The organism is Catenuloplanes nepalensis, assembly GCF_030811575.1.
In the GTDB taxonomy this organism is placed as follows: domain Bacteria; phylum Actinomycetota; class Actinomycetes; order Mycobacteriales; family Micromonosporaceae; genus Catenuloplanes; species Catenuloplanes nepalensis.
In genome coordinates, this window is sequence record NZ_JAUSRA010000001.1 from 4,221,878 (window position 1) to 4,246,502 (window position 24,625).

The 24,625-nt window shown below is 73.1% G+C and carries 20 protein-coding genes; 12 read left to right on the plus strand and 8 right to left on the minus strand.

Going from position 1 to position 24,625, the window contains the following annotated elements:
- Positions 1-50: 50 nt before the first annotated feature.
- The gene (locus J2S43_RS18040; protein ID WP_306830675.1) at positions 51-539 is read left to right on the plus strand and encodes a MarR family winged helix-turn-helix transcriptional regulator; all 489 of its coding nucleotides are present in this window, start codon (positions 51-53) and stop codon (positions 537-539) included.
- Here the strand turns inward: J2S43_RS18040 and J2S43_RS18045 are convergent, their stop codons facing one another.
- On the minus strand, positions 540-857 hold the full coding sequence (locus J2S43_RS18045) for a hypothetical protein (RefSeq protein WP_306830677.1): 318 nt from the start codon (positions 855-857) through the stop codon (positions 540-542).
- Between the two features lie 20 nt (positions 858-877).
- Here J2S43_RS18045 and J2S43_RS18050 point away from each other — a divergent pair, with 20 nt between their 5' ends.
- The gene (locus J2S43_RS18050) at positions 878-1,396 is read left to right on the plus strand and encodes an NfeD C-terminal domain-containing protein (protein WP_306830679.1); all 519 of its coding nucleotides are present in this window, start codon (positions 878-880) and stop codon (positions 1,394-1,396) included.
- Positions 1,397-1,406: 10 nt separating this feature from the next.
- Positions 1,407-2,927 carry a flotillin family protein gene (locus tag J2S43_RS18055; RefSeq protein ID WP_306830681.1) on the plus strand — a complete coding sequence of 507 codons (1,521 nt, stop codon included), beginning with the start codon at positions 1,407-1,409 and terminating at the stop codon, positions 2,925-2,927.
- Between the two features lie 75 nt (positions 2,928-3,002).
- Here J2S43_RS18055 and J2S43_RS18060 read toward each other — a convergent pair whose 3' ends face one another.
- The 6 genes from J2S43_RS18060 to J2S43_RS18085 form a co-directional block, all read right to left on the minus strand.
- Complete coding sequence (locus tag J2S43_RS18060; protein ID WP_306830683.1) at positions 3,003-3,695, minus strand: hypothetical protein; 693 nt, start codon at positions 3,693-3,695, stop codon at positions 3,003-3,005.
- A gap of 9 nt (positions 3,696-3,704) precedes the next feature.
- Positions 3,705-6,311 (minus strand): hypothetical protein, encoded by a 2,607-nt coding sequence (locus J2S43_RS18065; RefSeq protein ID WP_306830685.1) that lies wholly within the window; start codon positions 6,309-6,311, stop codon positions 3,705-3,707.
- 1,419 nt (positions 6,312-7,730) lie between these two features.
- Complete coding sequence (locus tag J2S43_RS18070) at positions 7,731-8,114, minus strand: hypothetical protein (RefSeq protein WP_306830687.1); 384 nt, start codon at positions 8,112-8,114, stop codon at positions 7,731-7,733.
- A 174-nt stretch (positions 8,115-8,288) separates the two neighbouring features.
- Positions 8,289-9,980 carry a glycerol-3-phosphate dehydrogenase/oxidase gene (locus J2S43_RS18075; protein ID WP_306830689.1) on the minus strand — a complete coding sequence of 564 codons (1,692 nt, stop codon included), beginning with the start codon at positions 9,978-9,980 and terminating at the stop codon, positions 8,289-8,291.
- A gap of 141 nt (positions 9,981-10,121) precedes the next feature.
- Entirely contained in the window at positions 10,122-11,639 is a 1,518-nt protein-coding gene (glpK, locus tag J2S43_RS18080; protein WP_306830691.1) for a glycerol kinase GlpK, read from the minus strand.
- A 39-nt stretch (positions 11,640-11,678) separates the two neighbouring features.
- Positions 11,679-12,506 carry an MIP/aquaporin family protein gene (locus J2S43_RS18085; RefSeq protein WP_306830693.1) on the minus strand — a complete coding sequence of 276 codons (828 nt, stop codon included), beginning with the start codon at positions 12,504-12,506 and terminating at the stop codon, positions 11,679-11,681.
- Positions 12,507-12,635: 129 nt separating this feature from the next.
- Between J2S43_RS18085 and J2S43_RS18090 the strand changes: the two genes are divergently transcribed.
- The 8 genes from J2S43_RS18090 (at position 12,636) to J2S43_RS18125 (ending at position 20,227) form a co-directional block, all read left to right on the plus strand.
- The gene (locus J2S43_RS18090) at positions 12,636-13,394 is read left to right on the plus strand and encodes an IclR family transcriptional regulator (RefSeq protein ID WP_306839325.1); all 759 of its coding nucleotides are present in this window, start codon (positions 12,636-12,638) and stop codon (positions 13,392-13,394) included.
- Between the two features lies 1 nt (position 13,395).
- Positions 13,396-14,895, plus strand: a complete 1,500-nt coding sequence (gene glpK / locus J2S43_RS18095) for a glycerol kinase GlpK (RefSeq protein WP_306830696.1) — start codon at positions 13,396-13,398, stop codon at positions 14,893-14,895.
- A 570-nt stretch (positions 14,896-15,465) separates the two neighbouring features.
- Positions 15,466-15,897, plus strand: a complete 432-nt coding sequence (locus tag J2S43_RS18100) for a hypothetical protein (RefSeq protein WP_306830697.1) — start codon at positions 15,466-15,468, stop codon at positions 15,895-15,897.
- 66 nt (positions 15,898-15,963) lie between these two features.
- The gene (locus J2S43_RS18105) at positions 15,964-16,842 is read left to right on the plus strand and encodes a hypothetical protein (protein WP_306830699.1); all 879 of its coding nucleotides are present in this window, start codon (positions 15,964-15,966) and stop codon (positions 16,840-16,842) included.
- Positions 16,839-16,997 (plus strand): hypothetical protein, encoded by a 159-nt coding sequence (locus J2S43_RS18110; protein ID WP_306830701.1) that lies wholly within the window; start codon positions 16,839-16,841, stop codon positions 16,995-16,997. The genes J2S43_RS18105 and J2S43_RS18110 overlap by 4 nt, the downstream gene beginning before the upstream one ends.
- Positions 16,994-18,352 (plus strand): permuted SH3 domain-containing protein, encoded by a 1,359-nt coding sequence (locus J2S43_RS18115; RefSeq protein WP_306830703.1) that lies wholly within the window; start codon positions 16,994-16,996, stop codon positions 18,350-18,352. The genes J2S43_RS18110 and J2S43_RS18115 overlap by 4 nt, the downstream gene beginning before the upstream one ends.
- The gene (locus J2S43_RS18120) at positions 18,349-19,023 is read left to right on the plus strand and encodes an ABC transporter ATP-binding protein (protein ID WP_306830705.1); all 675 of its coding nucleotides are present in this window, start codon (positions 18,349-18,351) and stop codon (positions 19,021-19,023) included. Before J2S43_RS18115 ends, J2S43_RS18120 begins: the two co-directional genes overlap by 4 nt.
- Entirely contained in the window at positions 19,016-20,227 is a 1,212-nt protein-coding gene (locus J2S43_RS18125; RefSeq protein ID WP_306830707.1) for an ABC transporter permease, read from the plus strand. Before J2S43_RS18120 ends, J2S43_RS18125 begins: the two co-directional genes overlap by 8 nt.
- Positions 20,228-20,687: 460 nt before the next feature.
- Here the strand turns inward: J2S43_RS18125 and J2S43_RS18130 are convergent, their stop codons facing one another.
- The gene (locus J2S43_RS18130) at positions 20,688-23,324 is read right to left on the minus strand and encodes a CHAT domain-containing protein (protein WP_306830709.1); all 2,637 of its coding nucleotides are present in this window, start codon (positions 23,322-23,324) and stop codon (positions 20,688-20,690) included.
- Between the two features lie 104 nt (positions 23,325-23,428).
- Between J2S43_RS18130 and J2S43_RS18135 the strand changes: the two genes are divergently transcribed.
- On the plus strand, positions 23,429-24,598 hold the full coding sequence (locus J2S43_RS18135; RefSeq protein WP_306830711.1) for a S8/S53 family peptidase: 1,170 nt from the start codon (positions 23,429-23,431) through the stop codon (positions 24,596-24,598).
- Positions 24,599-24,625: the final 27 nt, after the last annotated feature.

The window sequence follows — 24,625 nt, forward strand, 5'->3', positions numbered from 1 at the left end:
ACTGGTTAGCGGCTTGACCCTGCCCTGAGGACACGGTTTCTGCTTGGGGGGTGACACAGCAGCGCGGGGCACGGGAGGAACACGCGATCGACGGGTTCCCCGACGATCTGACGCTCCCGCTGGCCCGTGCGGCCCGGTCCGCCAGCCGCGCGCTCGACCGGGCCATCGGTGAGTCGCTGCGGCCGCACCGGCTGGTGGTCAGCGAGTTCGAGGTGCTGCGCAGCCTCGCGGTCGCGCCGGAGGGCCGGATGCGGATGGGCGCGCTGACCGACTCCGTCTCCGTCACCAACGGCGCGATCACCCACCTGGTCGACCGCCTAACCCGGCGCGACCTGGTCATCCGCGTCGGCCGCACCGGCAACCGCCGCATTCAGCAGGTCGCCATCACCGACACCGGCCGCCACCGCCTCGCCGAGGCCCACACCTCCTGCCACGCCGCGATCGACGCCGTCCTCACCACCGGCACCCTCGACCCCACGACCGCCCGCCGGCTCCTCACCCTGCTGGCCGCCGTCCCGAAGCCGAACCCGCCGGCCTGATCAGCGCTGCGCGAGGATCACCCACTCGAGGCCGGGGCGGTCCGGCGCGTCCCGGATGTCGTGAATCGCGAATTCCGCGTCCCGCAGAGAAACTTCCAGTTCATCGAGGGTACGGAACCGGAGCGTCGAGTCGGAGATCAGCTCGGCGCCGTCCGGGAAGCGGTAGGTGAACCGGAACGAGAGCAGTGGCGGGCTCACGTCCGTCAGCCGCAGCCGTTGCTCGATGCCGTCGCGGATCACCGGCCCGGCCGGCCAATTCGTCCAGTCGCGGCGCTCGGGGCGGCGCGTGTGGTGCGGGCTGTCTACGCTCGCGGGCAACCACCCGAGGAGGGTCCGAGATGGACGCGCCTACGCTGGTCTTCCTGCTCGTCGGCGGCTTCGGCGCGGCGGTTCTCACGCTGGCGCTGCTGGGCGCCGGTGCGCTGCGCGTGGTGCACGTCGATCTGGGCGGGCCGGCCTCGGTGGAGTCGATCGCCGGTTTCCTCGGCGCGTTCGGCTTCGGTGGTGCGATCGCGGCGCAGCTCCTGGGCGCGCGCTCGGCCGGTGAGGTGCTGGCCGCGGCGGGCGTCGGCGTGGCGGCGGCGGTGCCCACCGCGTACCTCGCGGTGCGGCTGTCCCGCTGGGCCCGCAACATCCCCACGGACGCCACGCTCACCCGGGCCGACCTGGTCGGCGCGATCGGCGTGGTGGTCACCCCGATCCCCGTCCGGGGGTACGGCGAGGTCCGCGTGCGGGCCGGCGGCCTGCCGGTGAAGCTCAACGCCCGCGCGGACTCCGCGCTCCCGCTCGGCACCGAGGTCTTCGTCGTCGAGGCGCCGTCGGACACCAGCGTCGTCGTCGAACCGCTCGCACACTGAGGAGAGTCACATGCCGATCCTGATCGCGACCGCCGGCGCTGTGCTGGTGGTCTTCCTCGTCGTGATGTTCGTGTTCTCCCGGATCAAGGTGGCCGGCCCGAACGAGGCCTTCATCATCACCGGCCGCAAGGGCCGCTTCGTCACCGACGAGGAGGGCGTGCGCTCCACCGACCTGTCCGGGCAGAAGGTGGTGATGGGCGCGTCCGTCTTCGTGCTCCCGGTGGTGCAGCGCAAGCAGTCGCTCGACCTGTCCAGCCGCCGGATCAGCGTGGACATCCAGGGCGCGGTCAGCAAGCTCGGCATCCGGGCGAACCTGCACGGCGTCGCGATCGTCAAGGTCGGCGGCACCGAGGACGCGATCCGCGCGGCCGCGCAGCGGTTCCTGCACCAGCAGAAGGAGATCGACCAGTTCACCCGCGAGGTACTGGCCGGGTCGCTGCGCGCGATCGTCGGCCGGCTCACCATCGAGGAGATCATCGGTGACCGGGTCACGTTCGCGAACGCGGTCGCGGAGGAGGCCGAGCACTCGATGACGAACCAGGGCCTGGTTCTGGACACGTTCCAGGTCCAGGACATCCTCGCCGAGGGTACGTATCTGCAGGACCTCGGCCGCCCGGAGGCGGCCCGGGTGCTCAAGGACGCGGCGATCGCGGAGTCGCAGGCCCGGCAGGCGTCCGAGCAGGCCCGGCTGCTGGCCGAGGAGTCGGTGGCGATGGCCGAGCGCAACCTGGCGCTGCGCAAGGCGGAGATCCGCGCCGAGGTGGACGCGGCCGCCGCGCGCTCGGCCGCGGCCGGCCCACTGGCCGAGGCGGAGCAGAACCAGGCGGTGCTGGTCGAGCGGCGCAAGGTCGCGGAGCGCGAGGCCGAGCTGAAGGAGCGCGAGCTGGACGTCTCGGTCCGCAAGCCGGCCGACGCGGCACGCTACCGGGTCGAGCAGGAGGCGGAGGGGCACCGGAACGCGGACGTGTTCGCCGCGGACGCGCGCCGGCAGGGGACGATCGCGGAGGCGCAGGCGGAGGCGGAGCGGTCCCGGCTGGTCGGCGAGGGCGAACTGGCCCGGCGCACCGCACTGGCGCGCGCGGTCGAGCTGGAGGGGCAGGCGGAGGGCGCGGCCCGGCTCGCGCTCGGCCAGGCGGACGCGGAGTCGATGCGGCTGAAGGCGGTGTCGTTCGACCTCTACGGCGACGCGGCCACGCTCGACCTGCTGGCCCGGGTGCTGCCGAAGGTGGTGGAGGCGGCCAGCCGCCCGATCGGCGAGATCGACAAGTTGACCGTGATCTCCACGGAGGGCGCGTCGTCGCTGACCCGCGCGGTGGCCAGCAACGTGGCGCAGGGCTTGCAGCTGGGCACGGACCTGACCGGCGTGGACCTGGCGGGGCTGCTCGGCCGCGCCCGCGGAACGGACGGCGAGGGCAACGGCGGCCGGCACGTGCCGGCGGTCCCGCCCGTGCCGGCGGTCCCGCCCGCGCCCGCGGTTCCGGCTGCGGTCCCGGCCGTCTCCGCGGACCGAGCCGACGAGCCGGCGGCCTGACCCCGCCCAGGATCCGTGATCCAGGCGTCAATCAGGTCGTCAGAACGACCTGAATGACGCCTGGCGACGTCCTGATCATGAGAGGGAGAGATCGATCTCGGTGAGCGCCTCGCGCAGGTCGTCGTCCGGCCCGGCCGCGTAGAGCGCGTCCCGCACGTCCCGGCGCAGCGCGTCCCCGGCCAGCCACGCCTCGACCTGTGCGCGCTGGGCGGGGCGCTCGTCCCAGAACGGGTTCGTCAGCCGCCCGTTCTGGCACCCCAGCTCCGCCAGCCCTTCCGCCGCCGGCGTCGAGGAGAGCGCGGCCTGCCACTCCTCCAGGTACGGCGTCAGGTCGCCCTCAGCGTGCCCGATGCCGCAGAGCAGCGCGTCCACCTCCAGCTCGTGGCCGTGCAGCGTCGCCGTCCACAACGTCCGCAGGAACGCCCGCAGCGCGTCCTGCTCCGCGGCCGGCCAGGTCGTCCACGATGCCCGGCGCACCGCGATGAGCAGCCACTCCGGGTCGACCACGCCGTCGCCGGCCAGGTTCACCTCCAGCATGCGCGGCAGGAAGTAGCGCAGGTCGGCCGCGGCGCCCACGGTCGTCATGACATTCATCGCGTACGGGTGGAGCGCCTTCCCGGGCAGCTCACGCAGCGGCACCGGGGCCAGCAGCGCGGCCTCCTCCTCGGCGTCGAAGCAGCACTCGCAGTGCTGCACCGACTCCGGGCGCGGCACCCGGCCGAACGCCTCGTAGAGCCGGTCGAGCGCGGGCGTCAGGAGCGTGAACATCGCGGAATCCTAGCGATAGAACGGATCCGGCGGCGCCGCGGACGGCGGGCGGGCCAGCGGGAGCGCGCCGAGCGCGCGGCCGAGCTGCCCGCCGGCCGACTCGGTGGCGCGGCCGACCGGGATCGGCGGGATGGTCAGCGGCTCCGGGGAGACCAGCAGCATCGCGGGCGTGGGAAAGTTGCGGTCGCCGACCACGGCGACGGAGCCGAGCACGGCCTCGGTCGGCGCGGGCATCTCGATGCGGTGCCACTCGTCCGGATGCGGCGCCGGGCGCACCGTGTGCCGGCCGGTCACCCCGCCCAGCCACGCGATGGACGCGATCACCAGCGGCGCGCCGCCGTCCGGCGCCTCGGTGGTGGCCTTGAGCCGCAGGTGGGGCGCGTCCACCTCGCACAGGATCCGCCACCAGGTCAGGCCGCGGCTGGTCGCGGACGCCACGTACGCGTAGAGCCGGTCCGGAATCGGCGCGGCCGGCGTGGCGGTCGCGGCCGGTGTGGGCGCCGCGACGGTCGGGCCGACGTCCGCGAACGCGCGCAGCAGCGGGCTCGGGTCCGGCACCCGCGCCCGCACGTCCGGCACCGCGGGCGCGAGCGCGTCCGGGTGGCGGCGTACCAGGTCGCGGAGCACGCCCGCGAGCGCGGGATGCCGGGCGGCCGCGCTGGTCAGCAGCGCCAGCATCCGTACCCGCTGATGGTGTGTCGCTCGTGGCACGAACAACGCCAGGTCGGCGGCGCGCAGCGCGGCACCGGCCGGCAGCAGCGCGCGGACCACCAGTTCCTCCGCGACCAGCGCGGGCCGGACCGGACGCCAGTGCCCGCCGCGCTCGGCCGGGTAGAGCTCGGACAGCCACGCGTCCACGTCGCCGGTGCCGTTGTGGCTGCCCAGCAGCGTGCGGGCCTCGTCCGCGGAGGTCGCGCCGAACAGCGTGGCGACCGCGACCAGCCGCGCGCGGGCGGCCCGGTTCGGCGTGATCCGGTGCTTGTCCGCGACCCGGTTGAGGTAGCGGTCCTCGTGCCGGAGCAGCGCGGCCAGCGGATCGTGGTAGTAGCGCCCGGCGTCCGGCAGCGGGCGGCCGATCGCCCAGAGCAGCGCCGCGGCCTGCAGCGTCAGCGCGTGCCCGAACGCGGGCAGCGCCTCGGTCATCGGCCGCGGCGTCTGCTCGACCACGGCCGTGTACGGACTGCCCGGCATACCCCGGTCGAAGACCTCGGCGAACGCGCGCGCGGCCCGGCGCTGCTCCGCCCCGCGCACCGCCGGATCGGGGTAGAGCGGGCCGAGCGCGAGCGTGCGGATGCCGGCCAGCCGGGTCCGGTCGCTGAGCCCGAGCATCCACGAGCCCGAGCTCTTGGCCAGCATCAGCGCGCGGATCCGGGCGCGCCGGCCCATCGCCAGCCGGTCCAGCACCTCGGCGAGCAGCGCGGCCGGCCGCGTCTCCGCGTCGTCCACGATGATCAGCGTCGGCGCGGTCGGCCCGTCCACCGCGTCCAGCCCGGCGATCAGCCGCCGCAGGTCACCGGCGACGCCGCCGAGCCAGCCCTGCGCGCGCAGCCGGGTGAGCAGTTCGGCCGCGAGCCGTGTCTTCCCCTCGCCGGACGGCGCATGCATCAGCATGTGGACGGTGCGGTCCTCCGCGTTGCACCACGCGGTCAGGTCACGGATCTCCCGCACCCGGCCACGGAACGGCACGACCGCGGCCTCCGCGGTGAGCAGCGGCGGGTACGGCCCCTCGGCAGCGCGGGCGACGACCCGGTCCGGGCCCGCGTACGGGTCGATCAGCGCGTGCGCCAGCTCCACCGGCTCGGACACCACGGGCCGCTTCGTGAAGCGTCCGACCGGGCGGGAGAACGTGCGGTCGCGCAGCAGCCGCCAGACCGGCGTGAGCGTGAGCGAGCGCCGGCCCGGCCGGAAGGCATCGTCGGTGATCACACCGAGCAGCAGGCCCCGCGCGAAGACGGGCGCGCCGGCCAGGCCCGGCGGGAGCGGTTCGGCGTCGAGTTCGAGCTGGTAGAGACCGTCCGAGACGCGTACCCGGCCGGGGATCACCACGGCCAGATCCGTGGTCTCGTCCTCGTCCGCGTGGTCGGCGGGTGTTTCCGGCTCGTCGTCCGGCGGTTGCAGCGCCTCGAGCGCGCGGAGCGCGGAGATCGGATCCGGCGGCCCGGTCACGATCCGCGTCTGCCGGGTCGGACCGGCCCACGCCGGCCGCGGCTCGTGGCCCCGGGGCCGCGCGGTGCCGATCGGCCGCACGTTGTCGCCCTCCGGCGGGATGCGCTGCTCCGGAACCTCCGGCACTTCCGCGTCGGGACGCACCAGCGCCAGCGCGGACACCTCCAGCTCGGTGCCGGACGACAGGATCCGGCCGAACCGCGACGCCGGCAGGCGGGACTCCCCCGCGGCGGCCGGCACCTCGACGAGCGCGACCTCCATCACCGGATCGGACCAGATCAGCCGGCCCGGCGTGGACGGCGCATGACCCAGATAGTCCTCTACCTCGACCGCGTCGTCGAGTCGGCCCGGATGGTGCTCCGCGGTCAGCACGAGCCCGTCCGCGATCACATAACCCAGCGGCCGATCAGCGGCGCCGGCGACCCGGACGAGACGACTGGGCTCCGCCACTAGAGACCTGCTCCCTGACGGAACATTCCACCGTGGACGATTCCCGGAGCCGCCATCCGTCCCTCCCGCCATACCTCTCACAACATTGTGATCCACCCGACCATGTTTCGCGCCCCGGACACAAGGGACGGTGCGGTCGATCTCGGGAGCCGGACGGTCTGCCTGTGCGAACGCGGAGTGCCGCGGCCATAGGGGCATAGGAGAAAAATGCGGATATTCCCGCTTCCGGCGTGGTCCGGACCGCATGCTCCCGCGGGCACCGGTCCAATGCCACTCAACTTAAGTTGATCACGGACTCCAACCTGCGATCCACAAAGCGCCCGCCGACGTCCGTGCACCCTCACCAGACCACCTCCGTTGCCCATCCCCTCGGACCACCTCCGCCACTCAGCCCCCGGACCACCCCCGTTGCCCATCCCCCTCGGACCACCTCCGCTACTCAGCCCTCCGGACCACCCCGCCACTCAGCCCCCGGACCACCCCGCCACTCAGCCCCCGGGCCACCTCCGTTGCCCATCCCCTCGGACCACCTCCGCCACTTCAGCCCTCGGATCCACCTCCGCTGCCCAGGCCTTCGACCGAGAGCGCGAGCAACCCGGCCCGCTCGCGGCAATCGGGCGCTCCGCGCCCGAAATATCGCGACATTCCACCCTCCCGCACAGACCGCCAGCCCGCGCGACGCCACCACCGCGGCCTGAGTGATCAATCAGTGGAGCAAAAGAGCGATCAACTTCGATTTTTGATCTATCTTTTGCTCCACTGATTGATCACTCAGGCGCCAGGCCCAAGGCCGTCAAGAACTCCTCGCGTGGCCAGATGGGGCCACTGGTCTGCTTTATCGGGAAATTTCGGCCACAAAAGCTTTCCTACCGAACCGGAGGGGGTACGACTCAGCCCGCCGCCGGTGGCATTCCGACGCGTGCGCGATCGCGCACCGGCAGGAAAGGGACGACGGAACCCGAATCGGACTGAAGCATTCCTGCTGCGCAGGATGATGGCTGGCGCGACCGACCACCGCGCATCCGTCGATTGTGGGTGACGGCAAGATCCTTCCAGCCCTCATCGCTGTTTCCAGCGGCCGGAAACAGCGATGAGGGCTGGAAGGATCTTGAGTCTCACCCTTTGTAAGATCGAGTCTATTCGATGGCTGGGAGCGGCGGGGGTGGACGACGGGCGCGATGCGCCCGAACATCGGCATAGTGCCGGCCGACGGCGGCCGCTGGGACGTGCGCACGAGTGCTGGCCTGAGAGCCCGCTTGTGGAGCGTGGAGCGTGGAGCGGCTGCGGGCTTGGGCGCGGTCGACTGCCAGCGTGAAGCGTGGAGCGGCTGCGGGCTTGAACGCGGTCGACTTCCAGCGTGAAGCGTGGAGCGGCTGCGGGCTTGGGCGCGGTCGACATCCAGCGTGGAGCGTGGAGCCGTTATCGGCGGTGGTGGGTGGTGAGGGCGCGGGTGATGAGCCAGGTGGTGGTGACGGTGGCGGAGGCGAGGATCAGCAGGTCGATGTTGATGGCGGGATGCCAGCGGACCTTGCCGGCGCGGATGCTGTAGGCACCGGCCGGGATGGCGGCCATGCCGAAGCCGCCGCCGTCGCCGTGGCGGTCGGTGCGCTTGCCGTGGGGGGCGCCGGGCGTACCGCCGGTGTCCTGTTTGGGGTCTTTGATGCGGCCGCTGCCGGCGCCGAGGCCGCCGGCGACCAGCGCGGCCGGGATAATCGTGACGCCGTCGCGTTCGTAGGGATCGCCGAAGACGCGGCGCACGGTCATCGCGTCTCGTGCCGCCGTCATGATCTCGTAGACGTTCATCGGGACCACCGTTCGCTCCGCGAGGGAAAGAGACATCGAGCCTAACCACGGCAGGTAGTTCCCGCAGGCAGGCCGGGGCTCGGTGTGGTCCGGCGGGCTGGAAGGCGTTTTCAGCGGGTAGTCGATGCCGCACCCGTCTGGGAGAACCGCAATCAGACAGCAGACAGCGGCCGGTCAGGCCAGCGGGACGACCTCCGGGGCGCCGAGGCGGGTGGCGTCCGCGGTCTCGTCGTCGGGTTCCTCCTGGGAGGCGCGTTCGGCCTTCACCCGGAGCTGGTAGTGCGAGATCTCGCGGCGCTTCTGCTCGTCGGTCCATTCGAGCGCGCCGGCCATCAGGTCCGCGACCACCGGCAGCGCCTCCAGGCCGCGGTCGAACGTCTCGATGGAGATGCGGGTGCGGCGGGTGAGCACGTCCTCGATGTGCCGCGCGCCCTCGAACGTGACCGCGTAGACGACCTCGGCCCGCAGGTAGTCGTCGGCGCCGGCCAGCGCGGCTTTCAGGGAAGGGTCAGCGGCGATCAGCGCCAGCACCTCGTGGATCAGCGCGCCGTACCGGCCGAGCAGGTGTTCGATCCGTGCCACGTGCAGGCCGGACGAGGCCGCGAGGCGGTGCCGCTGGTTCCACAGCGCGGCGAAGCCCTCGGCGCCGGCCAGCGGCACCCGGGCGGTCACCGACCGGGGTATCGCGCCGCCGAGGTTGTGCGCGGCCGCGTTCACCGCGTCCGCGGCCATCACGCGATAAGTCGTATATTTTCCGCCGGCCACCACCACCAGGCCCGGCTGCGGCGACGCGACCGTGTGCTCCCGGGACAGCTGCGACGTGGACTCCGACTCGCCGTGCAGCAGCGGGCGCAGCCCGGCGTAGACGCCCTCCACGTCGGCCCGCGTCAGCGGCGTGACCAGCACGCGGTTGACCTCGGACAGCAGGTAGTCGATGTCCTTGCGGGACGCCGCCGGATGCGCCTTGCCCAACTCCCAGTCGCTGTCCGTCGTGCCGATGATCCAGTGCCGTCCCCACGGGATCACGAACAGCACGCTGGAGGACGTGCGCAGGATCAGGCCGGTCGTCGACTGGATCCGGTCGCGCGGCACCACCAGGTGGATACCCTTGGACGCGCGCACGTGGAACTGCCCGCGCTCCCCCACCAGGCTCTGCGTCTCGTCGGTCCACACGCCGGTCGCGTTGATCACCTGGCGGGCGCGGATGTCGAACGTCCGGTCGTACTCCAGGTCGCGCACGCGCACGCCGGTCACCCGCGCGCCCTCGCGGAGGAAGCCGACCACGCGGGTGCGGGAGGCGACGTGCGCGCCGTAGGCCGCCGCGGTCCGGACCAGGAACAGCGTGTGCCGCGCGTCGTCGACCTGCGCGTCGGAGTATTGCAGCGCGCCGACCAGGCTGTCCTTCTTCAGCGCACCGCACGCGCGGAGCGCCTGCCGCCGGGTCAGGTGCCGGTGCGGTGGCAGCCCGCCGCGCCGCGCGAGCATGTCGTAGAGCAGCACGCCGGCGCCGGCATAGGCCCTTTCCCAGGCGCGATGCCGCAGCGGGTAGAGGAAGCGCACCGGTCGCGCGAGGTGCGGGGCCAGCACGGAGAGGATCAGGCCGCGTTCCCGCAGCGCCTCCCGGACCAGGCCGAAGTCGAGCATCTCCAGGTAGCGCAGCCCGCCGTGGATGAGCTTGCTGGACCGGCTGGACGTGCCGCTGGCCCAGTCGCGCGCCTCGACCAGGCCGACGCTCAGCCCGCGGGTGACCGCGTCCAGCGCGCACCCGGCGCCGACCACGCCACCGCCGATCACGACGACGTCCAGTTCGCTGCCGGCCAGCGCCTCGATCGCGGCCGCGCGCCCGGTGGGTGACAGTTCCGACATGCTGCACACCGCCAATTCAGATCAAAATCCCGCCATGGGTACGGACTGTCCGCCCCCGCTTCGGAACCGCCTTGCTGCACGGCACCGCGTCGGACCCGGGGCGCACCCGTCGAGCACGAATACGCCCCGGATCGACGTCCATCAGCCCACGTCTACCCAGCCGAGCGTCCGTTCCACGGCCTTCTTCCACCGGCCGTAACCGGACTCGCGCTGTTCCGCGTCCCAGTTCGGCGTCCAGCGCTGCGACTCGTTCCAGTTGGCGCGCAGCTCGTTGACGTCCTTCCAGAAGCCGACCGCGAGCCCGGCCGCGTAGGCCGCGCCGAGCGCCGTGGTCTCCGCGACCACGGGCCGGCTGACCGGCACGCCGAGCACGTCCGCCTGCAACTGCATGCAGAGGTTGTTCGCGGTGACGCCGCCGTCGACCTTGAGCACGTCCAGCGTGACGCCGGAGTCCTCGCGCATCGCCTCGACCACGTCCCGGCTCTGGTAGCAGATCGATTCGAGCGTGGCGCGGGCGATGTGCGCGTTCGTGTTGTAGCGGGACAGGCCGACGATCGCGCCGCGCGCGTCCGACCGCCAGTACGGCGCGAACAGCCCGGAGAACGCGGGCACGAAGTAGACGCCGCCGTTGTCCTCGACCTGCGCCGCGAGGGACTCGCTCTCCGCCGCGTTGCCGATGATGCGGAGCTGGTCGCGCAGCCACTGCACGGCCGAGCCGGTCACCGCGATCGAGCCCTCCAGCGCGTAGACCGGTGCGGCGTCGCCGAGCTGGTACGCGACCGTGGTGAGCAGCCCGTTGCTGGACCGGACCAGCTCGGTGCCGGTGTTGAGCAGCATGAAGTTGCCCGTACCGTAGGTGTTCTTGGCCTCGCCGACGTTGAAGCAGACCTGACCCACGGTGGCCGCCTGCTGGTCGCCGAGGTCGCCGGTGATCGACACCTCGCCGCCGAGCGGCCCGGAGACGCGGCAGACGCCGTAGCCGGACGGGTCGGACGACGGCCGGATCTCCGGCAGCATGGCCCGCGGGATGTCGAAGAAGGACAGCAGCTCGTCGTCCCACTGCAGCGTCTCGAGGTTCATCAGCATGGTGCGGGACGCGTTCGTGACGTCCGTGACGTGCCTGCCGCCGTCCACCCCGCCGGTGAGGTTCCACAGCAGCCAGGAGTCGGTGTTGCCGAAGATCGCGTCGCCGCGCTCGGCCGCCTCCCGTACCCCGTCGACGTTCTCCAGGATCCACTGGATCTTGCCGCCGGAGAAGTACGTGGCGGGTGGCAGGCCGGCCTTCTGCCGGATGACGTCGCCCTTGCCCTCCCGGTCCAGCGCGGAGGCGATCCGGTCGGTGCGGGTGTCCTGCCAGACGATCGCGTTGTAGTAGGGCCGGCCGGTGCGCCGGTCCCAGACCACGGTGGTCTCGCGCTGGTTGGTGATGCCGAGCGCGGCCAGGTCGGTCGCGCCGAGGTTGAGCTTGCCCATCGCGGTCCGGGCGACCGCGACCGTGCGCTCCCAGATCTCGATCGGATTGTGCTCGACCCACCCGGCCTGCGGCAGGATCTGCTCGTGTTCGAGCTGGTGCCGGCCGACCTCGTTGCCACCGTGGTCGAAGATCATGAAACGGGTGCTGGTCGTGCCCTGGTCTATCGCGCCGACGAAGTCAGCCATGGGTGCCCTTCCTTTCAGACGCCGAACTGAATTTGATCTTCACACGCTCGTACGCTGGGCCGGCACGTCCGGCTCGGCCACGGGTGCGGGCTGCGCCGGCAGGAACCGGCCGATCAGGCCCTGGTAGAGCCCGGCACCCAGCACGCCACCGATCAGCGGCCCGACGATCGGTATCCAGAAGTAGAGATAGCCGTTCTGATCCCGGAACGCCCCTTCATAGCCGGTCAGGAACGACGCCAGGCGCGGTCCGAGGTCACGGGCCGGGTTGATCGCGTAACCCGCGTCCGTGCCCCACGCCATGCCGATCGCGACCACGATCAGCCCGACCACGAACGGTGCCAGGTTCGCGCCCGGCGGCGTGCCCAGCACGTCCGTCACCGCCAGGATCAGGAACAGCAGGATCGCGGTGCCGATGATCTGGTCCCGGAACGCGCCCCACTCGCCCACCGGCAGCGCGCCGTTGCCGGGCAGCGTGGAGAACACGCCCTGGGACTTGATCGTCAGACCGGGGTCGAACGCGTTGAGCACCTCCGTATAGTTCCAGCGCACGATCAGCGCCGCGACGAACGCGCCGAGTAGCTGGGCCAGGGCGTACGGTGCGACCTTGCGCCACGGGAAGCCCTTGAAGACCGCGAGCGCGACCGTGACCGCCGGGTTCAGGTGCGCGCCGCTGATCCGCCCCGCCACGTAGACGCCGAGCGTGACGCCCAGGCCCCACGCCCAGGCGATGCTGTCGTGGTCGCCGATCCCGCCCGCGACGACCTGTGCGACGACGCCGCACCCGAACAGGATGAGGATCAGGGTCCCGGCGAACTCCGCGGCCAGCTCGCCGGTCAGGCCACCGGGGATTCTGAATCGCTGTGCCATCTTGCCTCCATGGTTACGGAGTGATTGCACTGTGGTTACCGGTTCTGACGCTATGGACGGTCAACATTGATCGTCAACGAACCCGGGTCGGCATTGTCGAACGCGCTCTCCATGGGCGAGTCTGTATGCGTGCCCGGCTCCGTGCAGTCGATCGAGCGGGCGGCCGCGATGCTGCGGCTGCTCGCGCACAGCCGTGGGCGGCTCGGGATAGTGGAGATCGCCCGGTCGCTGGACCTGGCCAAGGGCACCGCGCACGGCATCATCCGAACGCTGCAGCGGGTCGGCTTCGTCGAGCAGGACGAGGCCGGGAAGTACCGTCTCGGCGCCGCGCTGCTGCACCTCGGCACGTCCTACCTGGACGTCAACGAACTGCGCTCCCGCTCGATCAACTGGGCGGATCCGCTGGCCGCGCGCAGCGGCGAGGCGGTCCGGATCGGCACGGTCCTGGAGGGACAGGTGCTGGTCGTGCACCACGTGTTCCGCCCGGACGACTCGCTCCAGACGCTCGATGTGGGGTCGTTGCTGCCGTTGCATGCCACTGCGCTCGGAAAGGTGCTGCTCGCGTCCGACTCCGCGGCTTTCGCTTCTTTGCGCACGATGGAGGCCTTCACCCGGCGCACCCTGGTCGCGCGCCGCGACCTCGCCCGCGAACTACGGACGGTCCGGGAGACCGGCTGGGCCTCCGACGTGGGCGAGCTGACGCCCGGCGAGGCCTCGATCGCCGCACCGATCCGCGGCTACGGCGGGCTCGTGGTCGGCGCGATCGGCATCTCCGGCGCGATCGAGCGACTCTGCTCCGCGGCCATGCGGCCACATCCCCGGCTTGTCGGATACGTCCGGGACGCGGCGCGGGCCGTCTCCCGGGACCTGGGCCTCCATGGGGGATGACATGTCCGAGCGGTACGTCGTCGCGATCGACCAGGGCACCACGTCCACCCGCTGCATCGTCTTCGACCGGCGCGGCCGGCTGCACGCGGTCGCCCAGCAGGAACACCACCAGCACTACCCGCGCCCCGGCTGGGTCGAGCACGACGCGATGGAGATCTGGCACCACGTGCGGAAGACCGCCGCGGCCGCGCTCGCCTCCGCCGGGATCACGCTCGACCAGGTCGCCGCGCTCGGCATCACCAACCAGCGCGAGACCACCGTGCTCTGGGACCGGCACACCGGCCGGCCGGTCGCGCGCGCCATCGTCTGGCAGGACACCCGCACGGACGAGCTGGTCAACACGCTGGCCACGACGCCGGGCGCGGAGAGCGTGCCGAAACGCAGCGGGCTGCCGCTGGCCACCTACTTCTCCGCGCCGCGGATCCGCTGGCTGCTCGACCACACGCCGGGACTGCGCGAGCGCGCGGCGCGCGGGGACGTGCTGTTCGGCACCATGGAGACCTGGCTGATCTGGAACCTGACCGGCGGGCTGCACGTCACGGACGTGACGAACGCGTCCCGTACCCTCCTGATGGATCTTCGCTCGCTCTGCTGGGACGACGAGCTGCTGGCGTTCTTCGGCATCCCGCGCGCGATGCTGCCGGCGATCCGGCCGTCGGTCGGGCTGCTCGGCACGTGCACCGAGGTGTTCGCCGGCGTGCCGATCGCGGCCGCGCTCGGCGACCAGCAGGCCGCGCTGTTCGGCCAGACCTGCTTCACTCCCGGCGAGGCGAAGTGCACCTACGGCACCGGCAGTTTCCTGCTGCTGCACACCGGCCTGGAACCGGTCGCGTCCACGCACGGGCTGCTCAGCACGGTCGCCTACCAGATCGCCGGAGCACCCCCCGCGTACGCGCTGGAGGGCTCGATCGCGGTCACCGGCTCGCTGGTGCAGTGGTTCCGCGACCAGCTCGGCCTGATCACCACCGCGCCCGAGATCGAGACGCTCGCGCGGACCGTCCGGGACAACGGCGGCTGCTACATCGTGCCCGCGTTCTCCGGCCTCTACGCCCCGCACTGGCGCAGCTCGGCCCGCGGCGTGATCGTGGGCCTGACCAGCTACATCACCAAGGGGCACCTGGCCCGCGCGGTGCTGGAGGCGACCGGCTGGCAGACCCGCGAGGTGGTCGACGCGATGAACGCGGACTCCGGGCTCGCGCTCACCACACTCAAGGTCGACGGCGGCATGACCTCCGACAACCTGCTGATGCAGTTCGTCGCGGACGTGCTCGACGTGCCGGTGGTCCGCCCGATGGTCGCGGAGACCGTCTCCCTCGGCGCCGCCTACGCCGCCGGCCTCGCGGTCGGCTACTGGCCCGACCTGGCCGCACTCCGCGACCTGTGGCACCGCGCCGCCCAGTGGCTGCCCGACATGGACCCGGCGCTGCGCACCACCGAGTACGCCAACTGGCAGCGCGCGGTCACCCACACCTTCGACTGGATCCAGCCGCCGGGCCGATGATCTGCGCGGCGACGAGAAAAATCGACACGGCACCGGCCGGCGTCGCCGCCGGACGGCACGATCATCGTCGACACCGCGCCGGACGCGATCGTCGACACCGGGGCGCTGCACGACGAACAGCGCACCGGCGGGCTGTGGGCGGTCCACGCCGTACCGTCGCTGAATGGCTCTATAGCCCTTGTCGCCGATCGACTCGCCCGGCTCCGAGACGCCCCGTTGCGTAATCGCCTGAACTGACGGACATGTCGGGTCGCGATTTCCAAAACCGCCTGTATGGCTCATCCAACAATTGCGCACTAACAATTATTAGGTTTGTTCACCCATTCGTGATCGCCATCCGCCCATGCCGCGTCCAGTGATCGATTTCTCCAGCTCACGGCCACCTCAACATTTGTTCCGGTGGATTTGGCTGACACTTTCTCGACAGTAAGCGGGGCTTGGAGAACATCGACCAGTGGTACGGTCGGAGGCGCAACACGGGGGATTACGCGATCCCCGCATCCCGTTATCAGGCGCGGCTGCGGTGGGTTCAGCACCGCAGCCGCAGGTTCCCGATCTCTAGGAGGATCTGTGGAAACCAGCTCCATCGTACGCGCGGTCAAACGCGCCGGCATCGTGGCGTTCGGCGCCGCGATGGTCACGGCCGGCCTCGCCGCGCCCGCCATGGCGGACCGGGACGGCTCCTTCAACGCCGGCTCTGACTTCGCGGTCTCGCAGCACACGAACTACGGCGGCTACATCTACGACCGCGCGCTCAACCAGGAGGGCAACTACGGGCCGCTGTACTTCGTGAACAGCAACCTGCACGTCGGCGACAACGCCAGCTCCTCCCGGAACGGTCGCAGTGTGCGCATCTACGGCTACGTGGACTCGTGGTGCGGCGGCGCGACCGTGACCCACCTGCCGTACGGACAGGTCAGCGGCTCGGTCAGCTGGGGCTACACGGCCCTCGGCTGGGCCAACGACCGGTTCAGCTCGCACTCCAGCGCCACGTCCTGCTGAACACCACACATCGAGGCCGGCCGGGCGGTGCATTCCGCCCGGCCGGCACCTGGGAAGGAGGGTTCCATGCGCCGGACCATCGGCCTGATCCTCGCCGGGACAGCGGCGCTGGCCCTGCTCGGGTGCGAGGGTCAGGCAGCCGACGACCGAGGCGAGCCGGAGGTCGCGTCGATACCGACCATCCGCGACGCGAGCGAGCTGGTGCTGCCGTTCGATCCATACCTGGTCTTCGTGACGTCCTGGCAGGTCCCGGACCGGGCGATCAACATGCTGGGCCGGCAGTGCATGCAGCGCTTCGGCCTGGACTGGCCGGTGATCGAGGGCGTCCCGCCGAACGAGACCGTCATCCACGCCCGCCGTTACGGCCTGTTCGACCCGGTTCACGCCACCGCGTACGGATATCATCCCGCACCGAAGCCGGACGGCGAATGGCAGGCCCGGCAGGAGCGAGACCCCACGCCGGAGGAGGCCGCGCTCTGGGCCGGTGAGGGCGAGTCTCAGCTCGCCGGCCAGGCCGTGCCGCCCGGCGGCTGTGCCGGTGAGGCGATGCGCACGCTCAGCGCCGGCGGGCCGGAGGCCCCGATGATCAACCCGGAGCAACTGGCGAACGCGGACCACAAACGCGCCGAGCAGGACTCCCGGGTGCAAGCCGTGTTCGGCCGGTGGAGCACCTGCATGCGCGACCGCGGCTTCCACTACACCACCCCGATGGACGCGCTCAACGATCCGCGCTGGCACGACGAGGCGGTGCGCACGGCCGAGCTGGAGACCGCGAAGGCCGACGTCGCCTGCAAGCAGGAGACCAATGTGGTCGGCACCTTCTTCGCGGTCGAGTCGGCATATCAGCGACGCACCATAGAGGACAACGCACAACAGCTCAATGAGCTGCAGAAACACTACGATGCTCTGCTACGAAACGCCGCAAAGGTGGTATCCGGACAGTGATCACGCGCCGAACCCGTACCCTCCTGGTCCTGCCGTTCGCGGTCCTGACCGCGCTGCTGCTCGCCGGCTGCCCGTCGAGGGAGATCAGCCCCGAGGAGATGGAGCGGAACCCGCCCGTCATCGAGACCGGGCTGCCGGTCCCCTCGGTGACATGACCGAGGGGCCGACGCCGATAGCGCGGCGGCGGCGCCTGACGCTGGCGCTGGCCGCCGTCTGCGCGGTGCTGTCCACCGCCGGGCTGCTCGCGTCGACGCTGGTCAAGTCGCCGCAGCAGCTGCTGGCGGACAGCTCTCCGCCGCCGCCCACGCAGCTCACCGCGGCCGTCGAGAAACGCGTGCTGACCAGCACGGTGGTCGCTCGCGGCACGGTCGAGGCGAGCGCCCGCCTGGAGATCACCCCGACCGCGGCCGAGGGCGCGGGCACGCTCGTGCTCACCGCCGCACGGGTCGAGGCCGGTGCCGAGGTCAAGGCCGGCCAGGTGCTGCTCGCGGTGTCCGGCCGGCCGCTGATCGTGCTCAAGGGCGCGGTCCCGGCATACCGCGATCTCAAGCCCGGCGACACCGGCGCCGACGTCACCCAGCTGCAGAAGGCACTCCGCGACCTGCGGCACTACCAGGGCGGTGACACGGACGGCACGTTCGGCGGCGCCACCAAGGACGCGGTCCGCGGGCTCTACCAGCAGGCCGGGTACGACGTGCCGGACACCGGCGGGCCGGGCGGGCGCACCGACCGGCCCGCGCTCACCGAGGCCGCCGCCGCGGTCGACGCCGCGCACGCCGAGGTGTCCGCGATGCGCCGCCGGATCAAGGACGGCCCGGCCTCCGCGCCCGGCGAGGCGCCGCTGACCGAGCAGCTCGCCCGGCTGGAGGACCGGCTCGCGGACGCGGTGGCCGCCGAGGCGGATCTGATCGCCACCACCGGCCCGATGGTGCCGCTGGACGAGGTCGCGTTCGTGCCGGAGGTGCCCGCCCGGGTCTCCACCTTCACCGCGCGCGTCGGCGACCAGGTCGAGGCGCCGCTGATAGTGCTCTCCTCCGGCGCGCTGCGCGTCGCCGTGCGCCTGCGGCCCGAGCAAGCCGGGCTGATCCGGGCGGACCAGGCCGCGGCGCTGCGGGCGGACTCGCTCGGTCAGGACGCGGACGCGACCGTGACCAGCGTCGGCGAGCTGACCACCGACCCGGCCCCGGCCGAGGGCGAAGCGGGGAACGCGGCCGGGCCGTACCATCCGGTGCTCGTCACGCCGAAGAAGCCGCTGCCCGCGCAGTGGGCCGGGCAGGACGTTCGGGTGACGATCACGGCCGCGCAGACGGACGGTGAGGTGCTGGTCGTGCCGCTCTCCGCGGTGTCCGCCGGTGCGGACGGCCGCACCACGGTCTCCACCGTGGACGCCACCGGCGCGGTCACCCGGGTCGAAGTGCGGGCCGGTGCGTCCGGTGACGGGTTCGTGGCGGTGTCCCCGGCCGGCGGTGAGCTGGCCGCGGGCGACCGGGTCGTGGTGTCCGCACCGTGACCGCGCCGGTGATCCGGTTCCGCGGCGTCGGCCTCACCTATCCGGGGCCACCGCCGGTGACCGCGCTGCGACCGGCCGACCTGACCGTCGCGCCCGGCGAGTACGTGACCGTGGTCGGCCCGTCCGGCTCCGGCAAGTCGTCGCTGCTCAACGTGGCCGGCCTGCTGGACCGGCCGACCGCGGGCGGCTACGAGCTGGACGGCATCGACGTGGGTGCGCTGCGTGAGTCGGCCCGCACCGCGCTGCGCGGGCGGCGGATCGGTTTCGTGTTCCAGTCGTTCCACCTGCTGCCGTACCGGACCGCGACCGAGAACGTGGCGCTGGCCCAGCTCTACGCGGCCGTGCCGCGGCGGCGCCGGCTGGCGGCGGCCCGGGACGCGCTCGACCGGGTCGGGCTCGCCCACCGGCGGGACGCGCTGCCGCTCACGCTCTCCGGCGGCGAACGGCAACGGGTCGCGATCGCCCGGGCGCTGGTGCACGAGCCGAGCCTGCTGCTGTGCGACGAACCGACCGGCAACCTGGACTCCGCGACCGCCGGCACCGTGCTCGACCTGCTGGACGCGCTGCACGCCACCGGGATCACGCTGGTGGTGATCACCCACGATCCGGTGGTGGCCGCGCGCGGGGCCCGGACCGTGACGATCCGAGACGGGGTGCTGAGCGATGGCTGACCGTTCCCGGCTCGCGGTGCCGGACCTGTTAGGCGAGGCGCTGGCCGGCATGCTGCAGCGGCCCGGCCGGTCCGTGCTGACCGCGCTCGGCACCGTGCTCGGGATCGCCGCGTTCGTGGCCGTGCTCGGCCTGACCGCGACCGCCGGCGGGCAGATCGACCGCCGGTTCACCGAGCTGGCCGTGACCGAGGTGACGGTCAAGGACGCGGGCGGCGCCGACCCGCTGGACACCGCGTTCTCCTTCCCGGACGACGCGGCGGATCGCGCGGCCGCGCTCAACGGGGTCAACGCGGCCGGTCTGCACTGGACCGTGCCGCTGCGCACGCCGACGATCGCGGCCGCGCCCGGCGCACCCGGCCGGGCCGGGCAGGGGCTCGGCCTGGCGGCCGCGGAACCGTCAGCGCTCACCGCCATGCGGCCGTCGCTGCGACTCGGCCGGCTGTTCGACGCGTTCCACGACCGGCGCGGCGAACGGGTCGCGGTGCTCGGCGCGGCCGCCGCGGCCCGGCTCGGCGTCACCCGGCTGGACGGGCACCCGGCCGTGTTCGTCGACGACGTGCCGTACACCGTGCTCGGCGTGATCGACGACCTGCAACGCCGCGCCGACCTGCTGCTGTCCGTGATCATCCCGGCCGGTACGGCAATGGACACCTACGGCCCGCCGACCGACCCGCGCGCCGAGATGATCGTCGAGACCCGCCCCGGGGCCGCCGCCGTGGTCGCCGGCCAGCTCGCGGTCGCGCTCCGCCCGGACGCGCCGGAACGCTTCACCGTGCTCGCCCCGCCCGACCCGCAGTCGCTGCGCGGCGGCGTCTCCTCCGACCTGGACACGCTGTTCCTGCTGCTCGCCGCGGTCTGCCTGGTGATCGGCGCGGTCGGCATCGCGAACACCACGCTGGTCGCGGTCCTGGAACGCACCGGCGAGATCGGCCTGCGCCGCGCGCTCGGCGCCCGCCCGGTCCACATCGCCGGCCAGTTCCTCGCCGAGTCCACCGCGCTCGGCCTGCTCGGCGGTCTGGTCGGCGGCAGCATCGGCGTGGCCGTGGTGGTGCTGACCGCGCTCGCCCGCGACTGGACCGCCGTGGTCGCCCCCTGGACCGTCGCGATCACCCCGGCCGCCGGTGCGCTGATCGGCCTGCTCGCCGGCCTCTACCCCGCCCTGCGCGCCGCCCGCATCGAACCGGTCGAAGCCCTCCGCCGCTGACCCGCCCACCGGCCACCACGCCACACCCACGCCCGGATCCGCCCGAGTCACCCGCGCTTGCCGCGCCACGAGCGGTGAGCGCGGGTGGCTCGCCGTGCCGTGAGCGGTTCGCCGCGGCGTAAGCGGCCTGCCGCGACGCAGAAGTCATCACCGCCGCCTTTATGGCGATATTTCGGGCGGGGCTCGCTGCGGAGCGCCGCTCATCCTGATGTCGAGGGCTCAGTAATCAGGAGATCCCGGGAGCGCAGCGCCCGTCCTCACCTCCTGCAACGCCGCACGATCGGGGCCGACGGTCGCGCCGGGAGACATGACCAGCGGCGATGCCGCGTGCTTCTCGTGGCAGCGCCGGACCCGGCTCCGACGCGGCGTCCGGAGCGGCGGCGGAGGCTGCCGCGAGCGGTTGCCCGCTTCGGGTGTGAGGGCCGCACCACGCCGGGAGCGGAAAGGGATCGCCGGGTTCTCAGGCGGCGCCGAAGCAGGTGAAGGCGGCGGCCGTGGCGGCGCGGTCGTCGAGGTCTGACGGCATGGCCGCGGTCTGGGCGGCCGCGAGCGCGGTGGCGAGTGGCGTGGCCGGCAGACGGCGGTGGAGGCCGAGCATCAGGTCCAGGCTGGGACGGTCGGCGACCGGGAGGACGCTGCCCAGGACCGCACGGGTGCCGCGGCGCAGGAGCGCGGCCGCGAGGCCCATCAACTCCTCGCCGGGGTGGACCGCGGAGAGCCCGGAATCGCAGGCGGAGAGGATGACCGTGGCCGGTGGGCGGGCGAGACGTTCGAGGTCGTAGACGGTGAGCGGGCCGTCGGCGAGCCGCAGCGCGGAGAACATCGGGTTGTCCGCGCGGAACCGGCCGTGCGCGGCGATGTGCAGCAGCGCGGCGCCGTCCATCGCCCGCAGCACAGCCTCCGCGGTCGCTGACCGCCCGGTCAGGAGGGTGTCCGGGGTCAGCAGCTCGGCCAGGCGGTGCACCTCGTGCTCGGCGTGCGGCAGGCCGGGGCCGGCCACCAGGACGCGGCGGGTCGCGGTGCTCCGGGACGAGGTCGCGGCGGTCAACCAGATCGAGGCGGACGGTGCGACCGTGACCGGCCGGCCGTGGCAGGTCGCGAGCAGCGCCCACGGGGTGGCGTGCAGCGCGCCGGCCGGGACCAGCACCAGCGGACCCGGCGCCAGCCGGTCACGGATCGGGCCGAACAGCGCGTCGTCGAGGCGCCCGGCCGCGAGACGGGCGGCGGCGGACGCGGCGGCCAGCGATGCCGCGGTGCCGTGCCGGCGGACCAGCCGGTGCAGCGCGAACCGCAGCGCGTCCAGCTCGGCGGTGACCTCGCCGGCCGGCCCCAGCGTGCGCAGCCGGGCCCCGGCCGCGGACACGATCACCGCGTGCAACAACCCTTCACAATCGAAGATCTCCACGAGGGTACGGTCCCCGAGCACCGACGGCAGCCGCTCCAGCGAGATCGGGCGGGCGGCGGCGGTGCCGGGCGTGTGCCAGCTCCGGCGGCGGATGCGCTCCTCGATCACGCGCTGTTCGCGCAGCAGCGCACCGCCCCGGGCGCCGGGCAGGCCCGCCTCGGCGGAGACCCGGCGCAGATCCGCGAGATCAGCCGCGAGTTCGGGACGGCCGGCCGGCGCGGGTTCGGGCAGGCGCAGCGCGGCGGCGCGGCCCCGTTCCGACCACCACAGCACCGACCGTGCCCGGCCCGACCGGAGCGCGAGGCGCAGCCCGGTCGCGGCCAGATCTCCGGCGTAGCTGCTGGCCAGCGCGCGCAGCTCGGTGGCGCCGAGCGCGGCCCGGTAGCTGTCGAGCACGTCCATCCCGGCGCGCACGGCCCGCCGCGCCCCGGCCGCGTCACCGGCGGCGTCGCGCAGCAGCGCCTCCGCGTGCCAGGCGCGGGCGCGGAATTCCGCCGGCCCGCGCCGGCCGTCGGCGCGGACCAGGCGAAGTTCACCGGCCGCGGCGGCACGGTCGGGCGTGATCGTGGCGGCGTAGAGGCGGGCATCGAGTGCCGGCGCCGGCCAGCCGACCGCGGCCAGATCCGCGGCGACGGCACGGGCACGAGCGGCGACAGCACGGGTGACGGCCGGCGGCGCGACGCCGGTACCCGCGTCACCCGGCGCGGCGGCACGCGAGCCGACGATTCCCGGCGCGGTGGCGCGCAACGCCGCATATCGGGCGAGTGCCGCCCAGGCCGGGCGGTCCTGGCGGTGGAAGGAGCGGCGGGCCGTCTCCGCCTGGGTGCGGGCGGTGGCGGTGTCGCCGGTGTCCAGCGCGACCTCCGCCAGCAGCAGCCGGGCCTGCGCCTCGAAGAGCCGCATCCGGCTGTCCCGGGCCGCCGCCACCGCCGCCTCCGCGACCGTCCGCGCCTCCGGGAACAGCCGGGCCCGCAGCAACAGCTCACCGCGGTCCATCAGCGCCACCGCGGACGGCCCGGTGCGCGCGAAGTACTCGCCGGCCAGGTCGTACCAGCGCAGCGCGCCCGGCACGTCGCCGGCGCGGGCGGCCACGAAACCGCGGTTGTGCCGGACCTGCGCCACCGCCAGGTCCTGCCCCAGCTCCGCGTAGATCGTCTCGGCCGCGACCAGGTCGTCCTCGGCCGCGCGCAGCCCGCCCCGGTATGCGTGCAGCACGCCCCGGTTGGTCAGCGCCCGTGCCTGCCACAGCCGGTCCCCGGCGCGGCGGAACGCGGCCACCGCTGTCGTGTATCCGGCCATCGCCTCGTCGAAGCGGCTGAGCCGGTCCAGGATCAGCGCCCGCTGCATCGCCAGCCGCGCACCCGGCAGCCCGGACAGCACCGGCACGGCCGCGTCGATCTCGCGCAGCGCGGCCCGGGGACGCCCGGCCTCGGCCAGCACCAGCGCGAGGCTCATCCGGGCCTCGGCAGCGCGTTCGGCGAGGCCGGCCCGGGCGGCGACCCGGCGGGCCCGGTGCAGGTGACGCAGCGCGGCCGGGGCGTCGGACAGTTCGCGGGCGGCCAGGCCGAGCGCGCGTTCCGCGGTGGACTCCGCGCCGGGGTCGGCCGCGCGCCGGGCCGAGCGGCGGGCCTCGAGCGCCAGCCGCGTCGCGCGCCGGGGGTCGGCCGTCACCAGGTCCAGAGCATCGACCATGCCCCCGATCGTGCCACAAATGCGACACCGGTCGATGCGTATCAGCCGAGCCGGAGCACGACTCCCGTTCCGCGAGTCCACACCCGAGCTGGAGGTCATGAGCCATGCCCCCGTCCGACGACCGCATCTCCCGGTACCACGCCCGCCGCCAGGAGCGCCTGCGCCGCCTGCCCACGCTCCGGTCCGCGCCGACGACCGGCCGGGCCCGCGCCTGGTACGTCGCCGGCGAACTCCTCGTGCTCGACGAGGAGCGCCGCGCCGTCGAGCGCTACCTGTCCGAGAACCGCGGCACGCTCACCGCGACCGGTGACGAGGAGGTGACGCCGGGCCTGCGCCGCTACCGCGCGGCCGGGCTGGACGTGCCGGACCTGGTGCGCACCGTGCACGGCCGGCTGCCGGCCGGCGCGGACGTGGTCGCCGCGAACCACGTGCTGCTCAGCGCGCCGTTCAACCACGGCGGGCCGTTCGGGCCGCCGCAGCCGGCCGCGGCCGCCACGCTCGCCGCGCCGGCCGGGGAGTCGCCGGTACACGTGGCGATCGTGGACACCGGGCTGTGGCCGGCCAGCCGGCTGCCGCAGGGATACCTGACCGCGGACGTCGACGTGGAGACCGCGACGGACGTGGACTCCGACGGCGTGCTGGACGGCGACGTCGGCCACGCGAACTTCATCGCGGGCGTGATCGCCGCGCACACCGGCCGGGTACGCCTGAGCGTGCACCGCGTCCTGGACACGTTCGGCCTCTGCACCGAGCTGCAGCTGATCGAGGCACTGGACGCGCTGGACGCGTCCGTGTCCGTGGTGAACCTGTCGCTCGGCGGCTACACACCCGGCAACCGGCCGCCGATCGGGCTGCGGGTGGCGCTGGAGAACGCGCTGTCCGTACCCGATCGGGTGGTGGTCGCGGCGGCCGGGAACGACGGCAACGCGGCGGATCCGTTCTGGCCGGCCGCGTTCGCGCGCAGCGGACCGGGCTGGGCGGACCGGATCGCCGCGGTCGCGGCGCACGACGGGACCCGGGTGTGCGGGTGGAGCAACACCGGCGCGTGGGTGACCGTGGCCGCGCGCGGCGAGGACGTGCACAGCACGTTCATCGACCACGACGCGTTCCCGTCCGGCTGGGCGCTGTGGAGCGGCACGTCGTTCGCGACGCCGCGGGTGGTGGCCGAGGTCGCGACCGGGATGGCCGCGGGGCTGTCCGCGCCGGCCGCGCTGGACCGGGTGACCGCGGACGCCGCGGCCACGATCGGCGGCTACCCGGTGGCCGGATCGTGACTCCCCTTTCGTACACCCGCGGGTTTA

Bases quoted from the DNA above. Each gene is read 5' to 3' on its own strand.
- J2S43_RS18075 (WP_306830689.1), bottom strand. From the start codon at position 9,980: ATGTCGGAACTGTCACCCACCGGGCGCGCGGCCGCGATCGAGGCGCTG.
- glpK (WP_306830696.1), top strand. From the start codon at position 13,396: ATGTCCGAGCGGTACGTCGTCGCGATCGACCAGGGCACCACGTCCACC.
- J2S43_RS18130 (WP_306830709.1), bottom strand. From the start codon at position 23,324: ATGGTCGATGCTCTGGACCTGGTGACGGCCGACCCCCGGCGCGCGACG.
- J2S43_RS18135 (WP_306830711.1), top strand. From the start codon at position 23,429: ATGCCCCCGTCCGACGACCGCATCTCCCGGTACCACGCCCGCCGCCAG.
- J2S43_RS18070 (WP_306830687.1), bottom strand. From the start codon at position 8,114: ATGAACGTCTACGAGATCATGACGGCGGCACGAGACGCGATGACCGTG.
- glpK (WP_306830691.1), bottom strand. From the start codon at position 11,639: ATGGCTGACTTCGTCGGCGCGATAGACCAGGGCACGACCAGCACCCGT.
- J2S43_RS18115 (WP_306830703.1), top strand. From the start codon at position 16,994: ATGACCGAGGGGCCGACGCCGATAGCGCGGCGGCGGCGCCTGACGCTG.
- J2S43_RS18050 (WP_306830679.1), top strand. From the start codon at position 878: ATGGACGCGCCTACGCTGGTCTTCCTGCTCGTCGGCGGCTTCGGCGCG.
- J2S43_RS18085 (WP_306830693.1), bottom strand. From the start codon at position 12,506: ATGGCACAGCGATTCAGAATCCCCGGTGGCCTGACCGGCGAGCTGGCC.
- J2S43_RS18125 (WP_306830707.1), top strand. From the start codon at position 19,016: ATGGCTGACCGTTCCCGGCTCGCGGTGCCGGACCTGTTAGGCGAGGCG.
- J2S43_RS18060 (WP_306830683.1), bottom strand. From the start codon at position 3,695: ATGTTCACGCTCCTGACGCCCGCGCTCGACCGGCTCTACGAGGCGTTC.
- J2S43_RS18055 (WP_306830681.1), top strand. From the start codon at position 1,407: ATGCCGATCCTGATCGCGACCGCCGGCGCTGTGCTGGTGGTCTTCCTC.
- J2S43_RS18105 (WP_306830699.1), top strand. From the start codon at position 15,964: ATGCGCCGGACCATCGGCCTGATCCTCGCCGGGACAGCGGCGCTGGCC.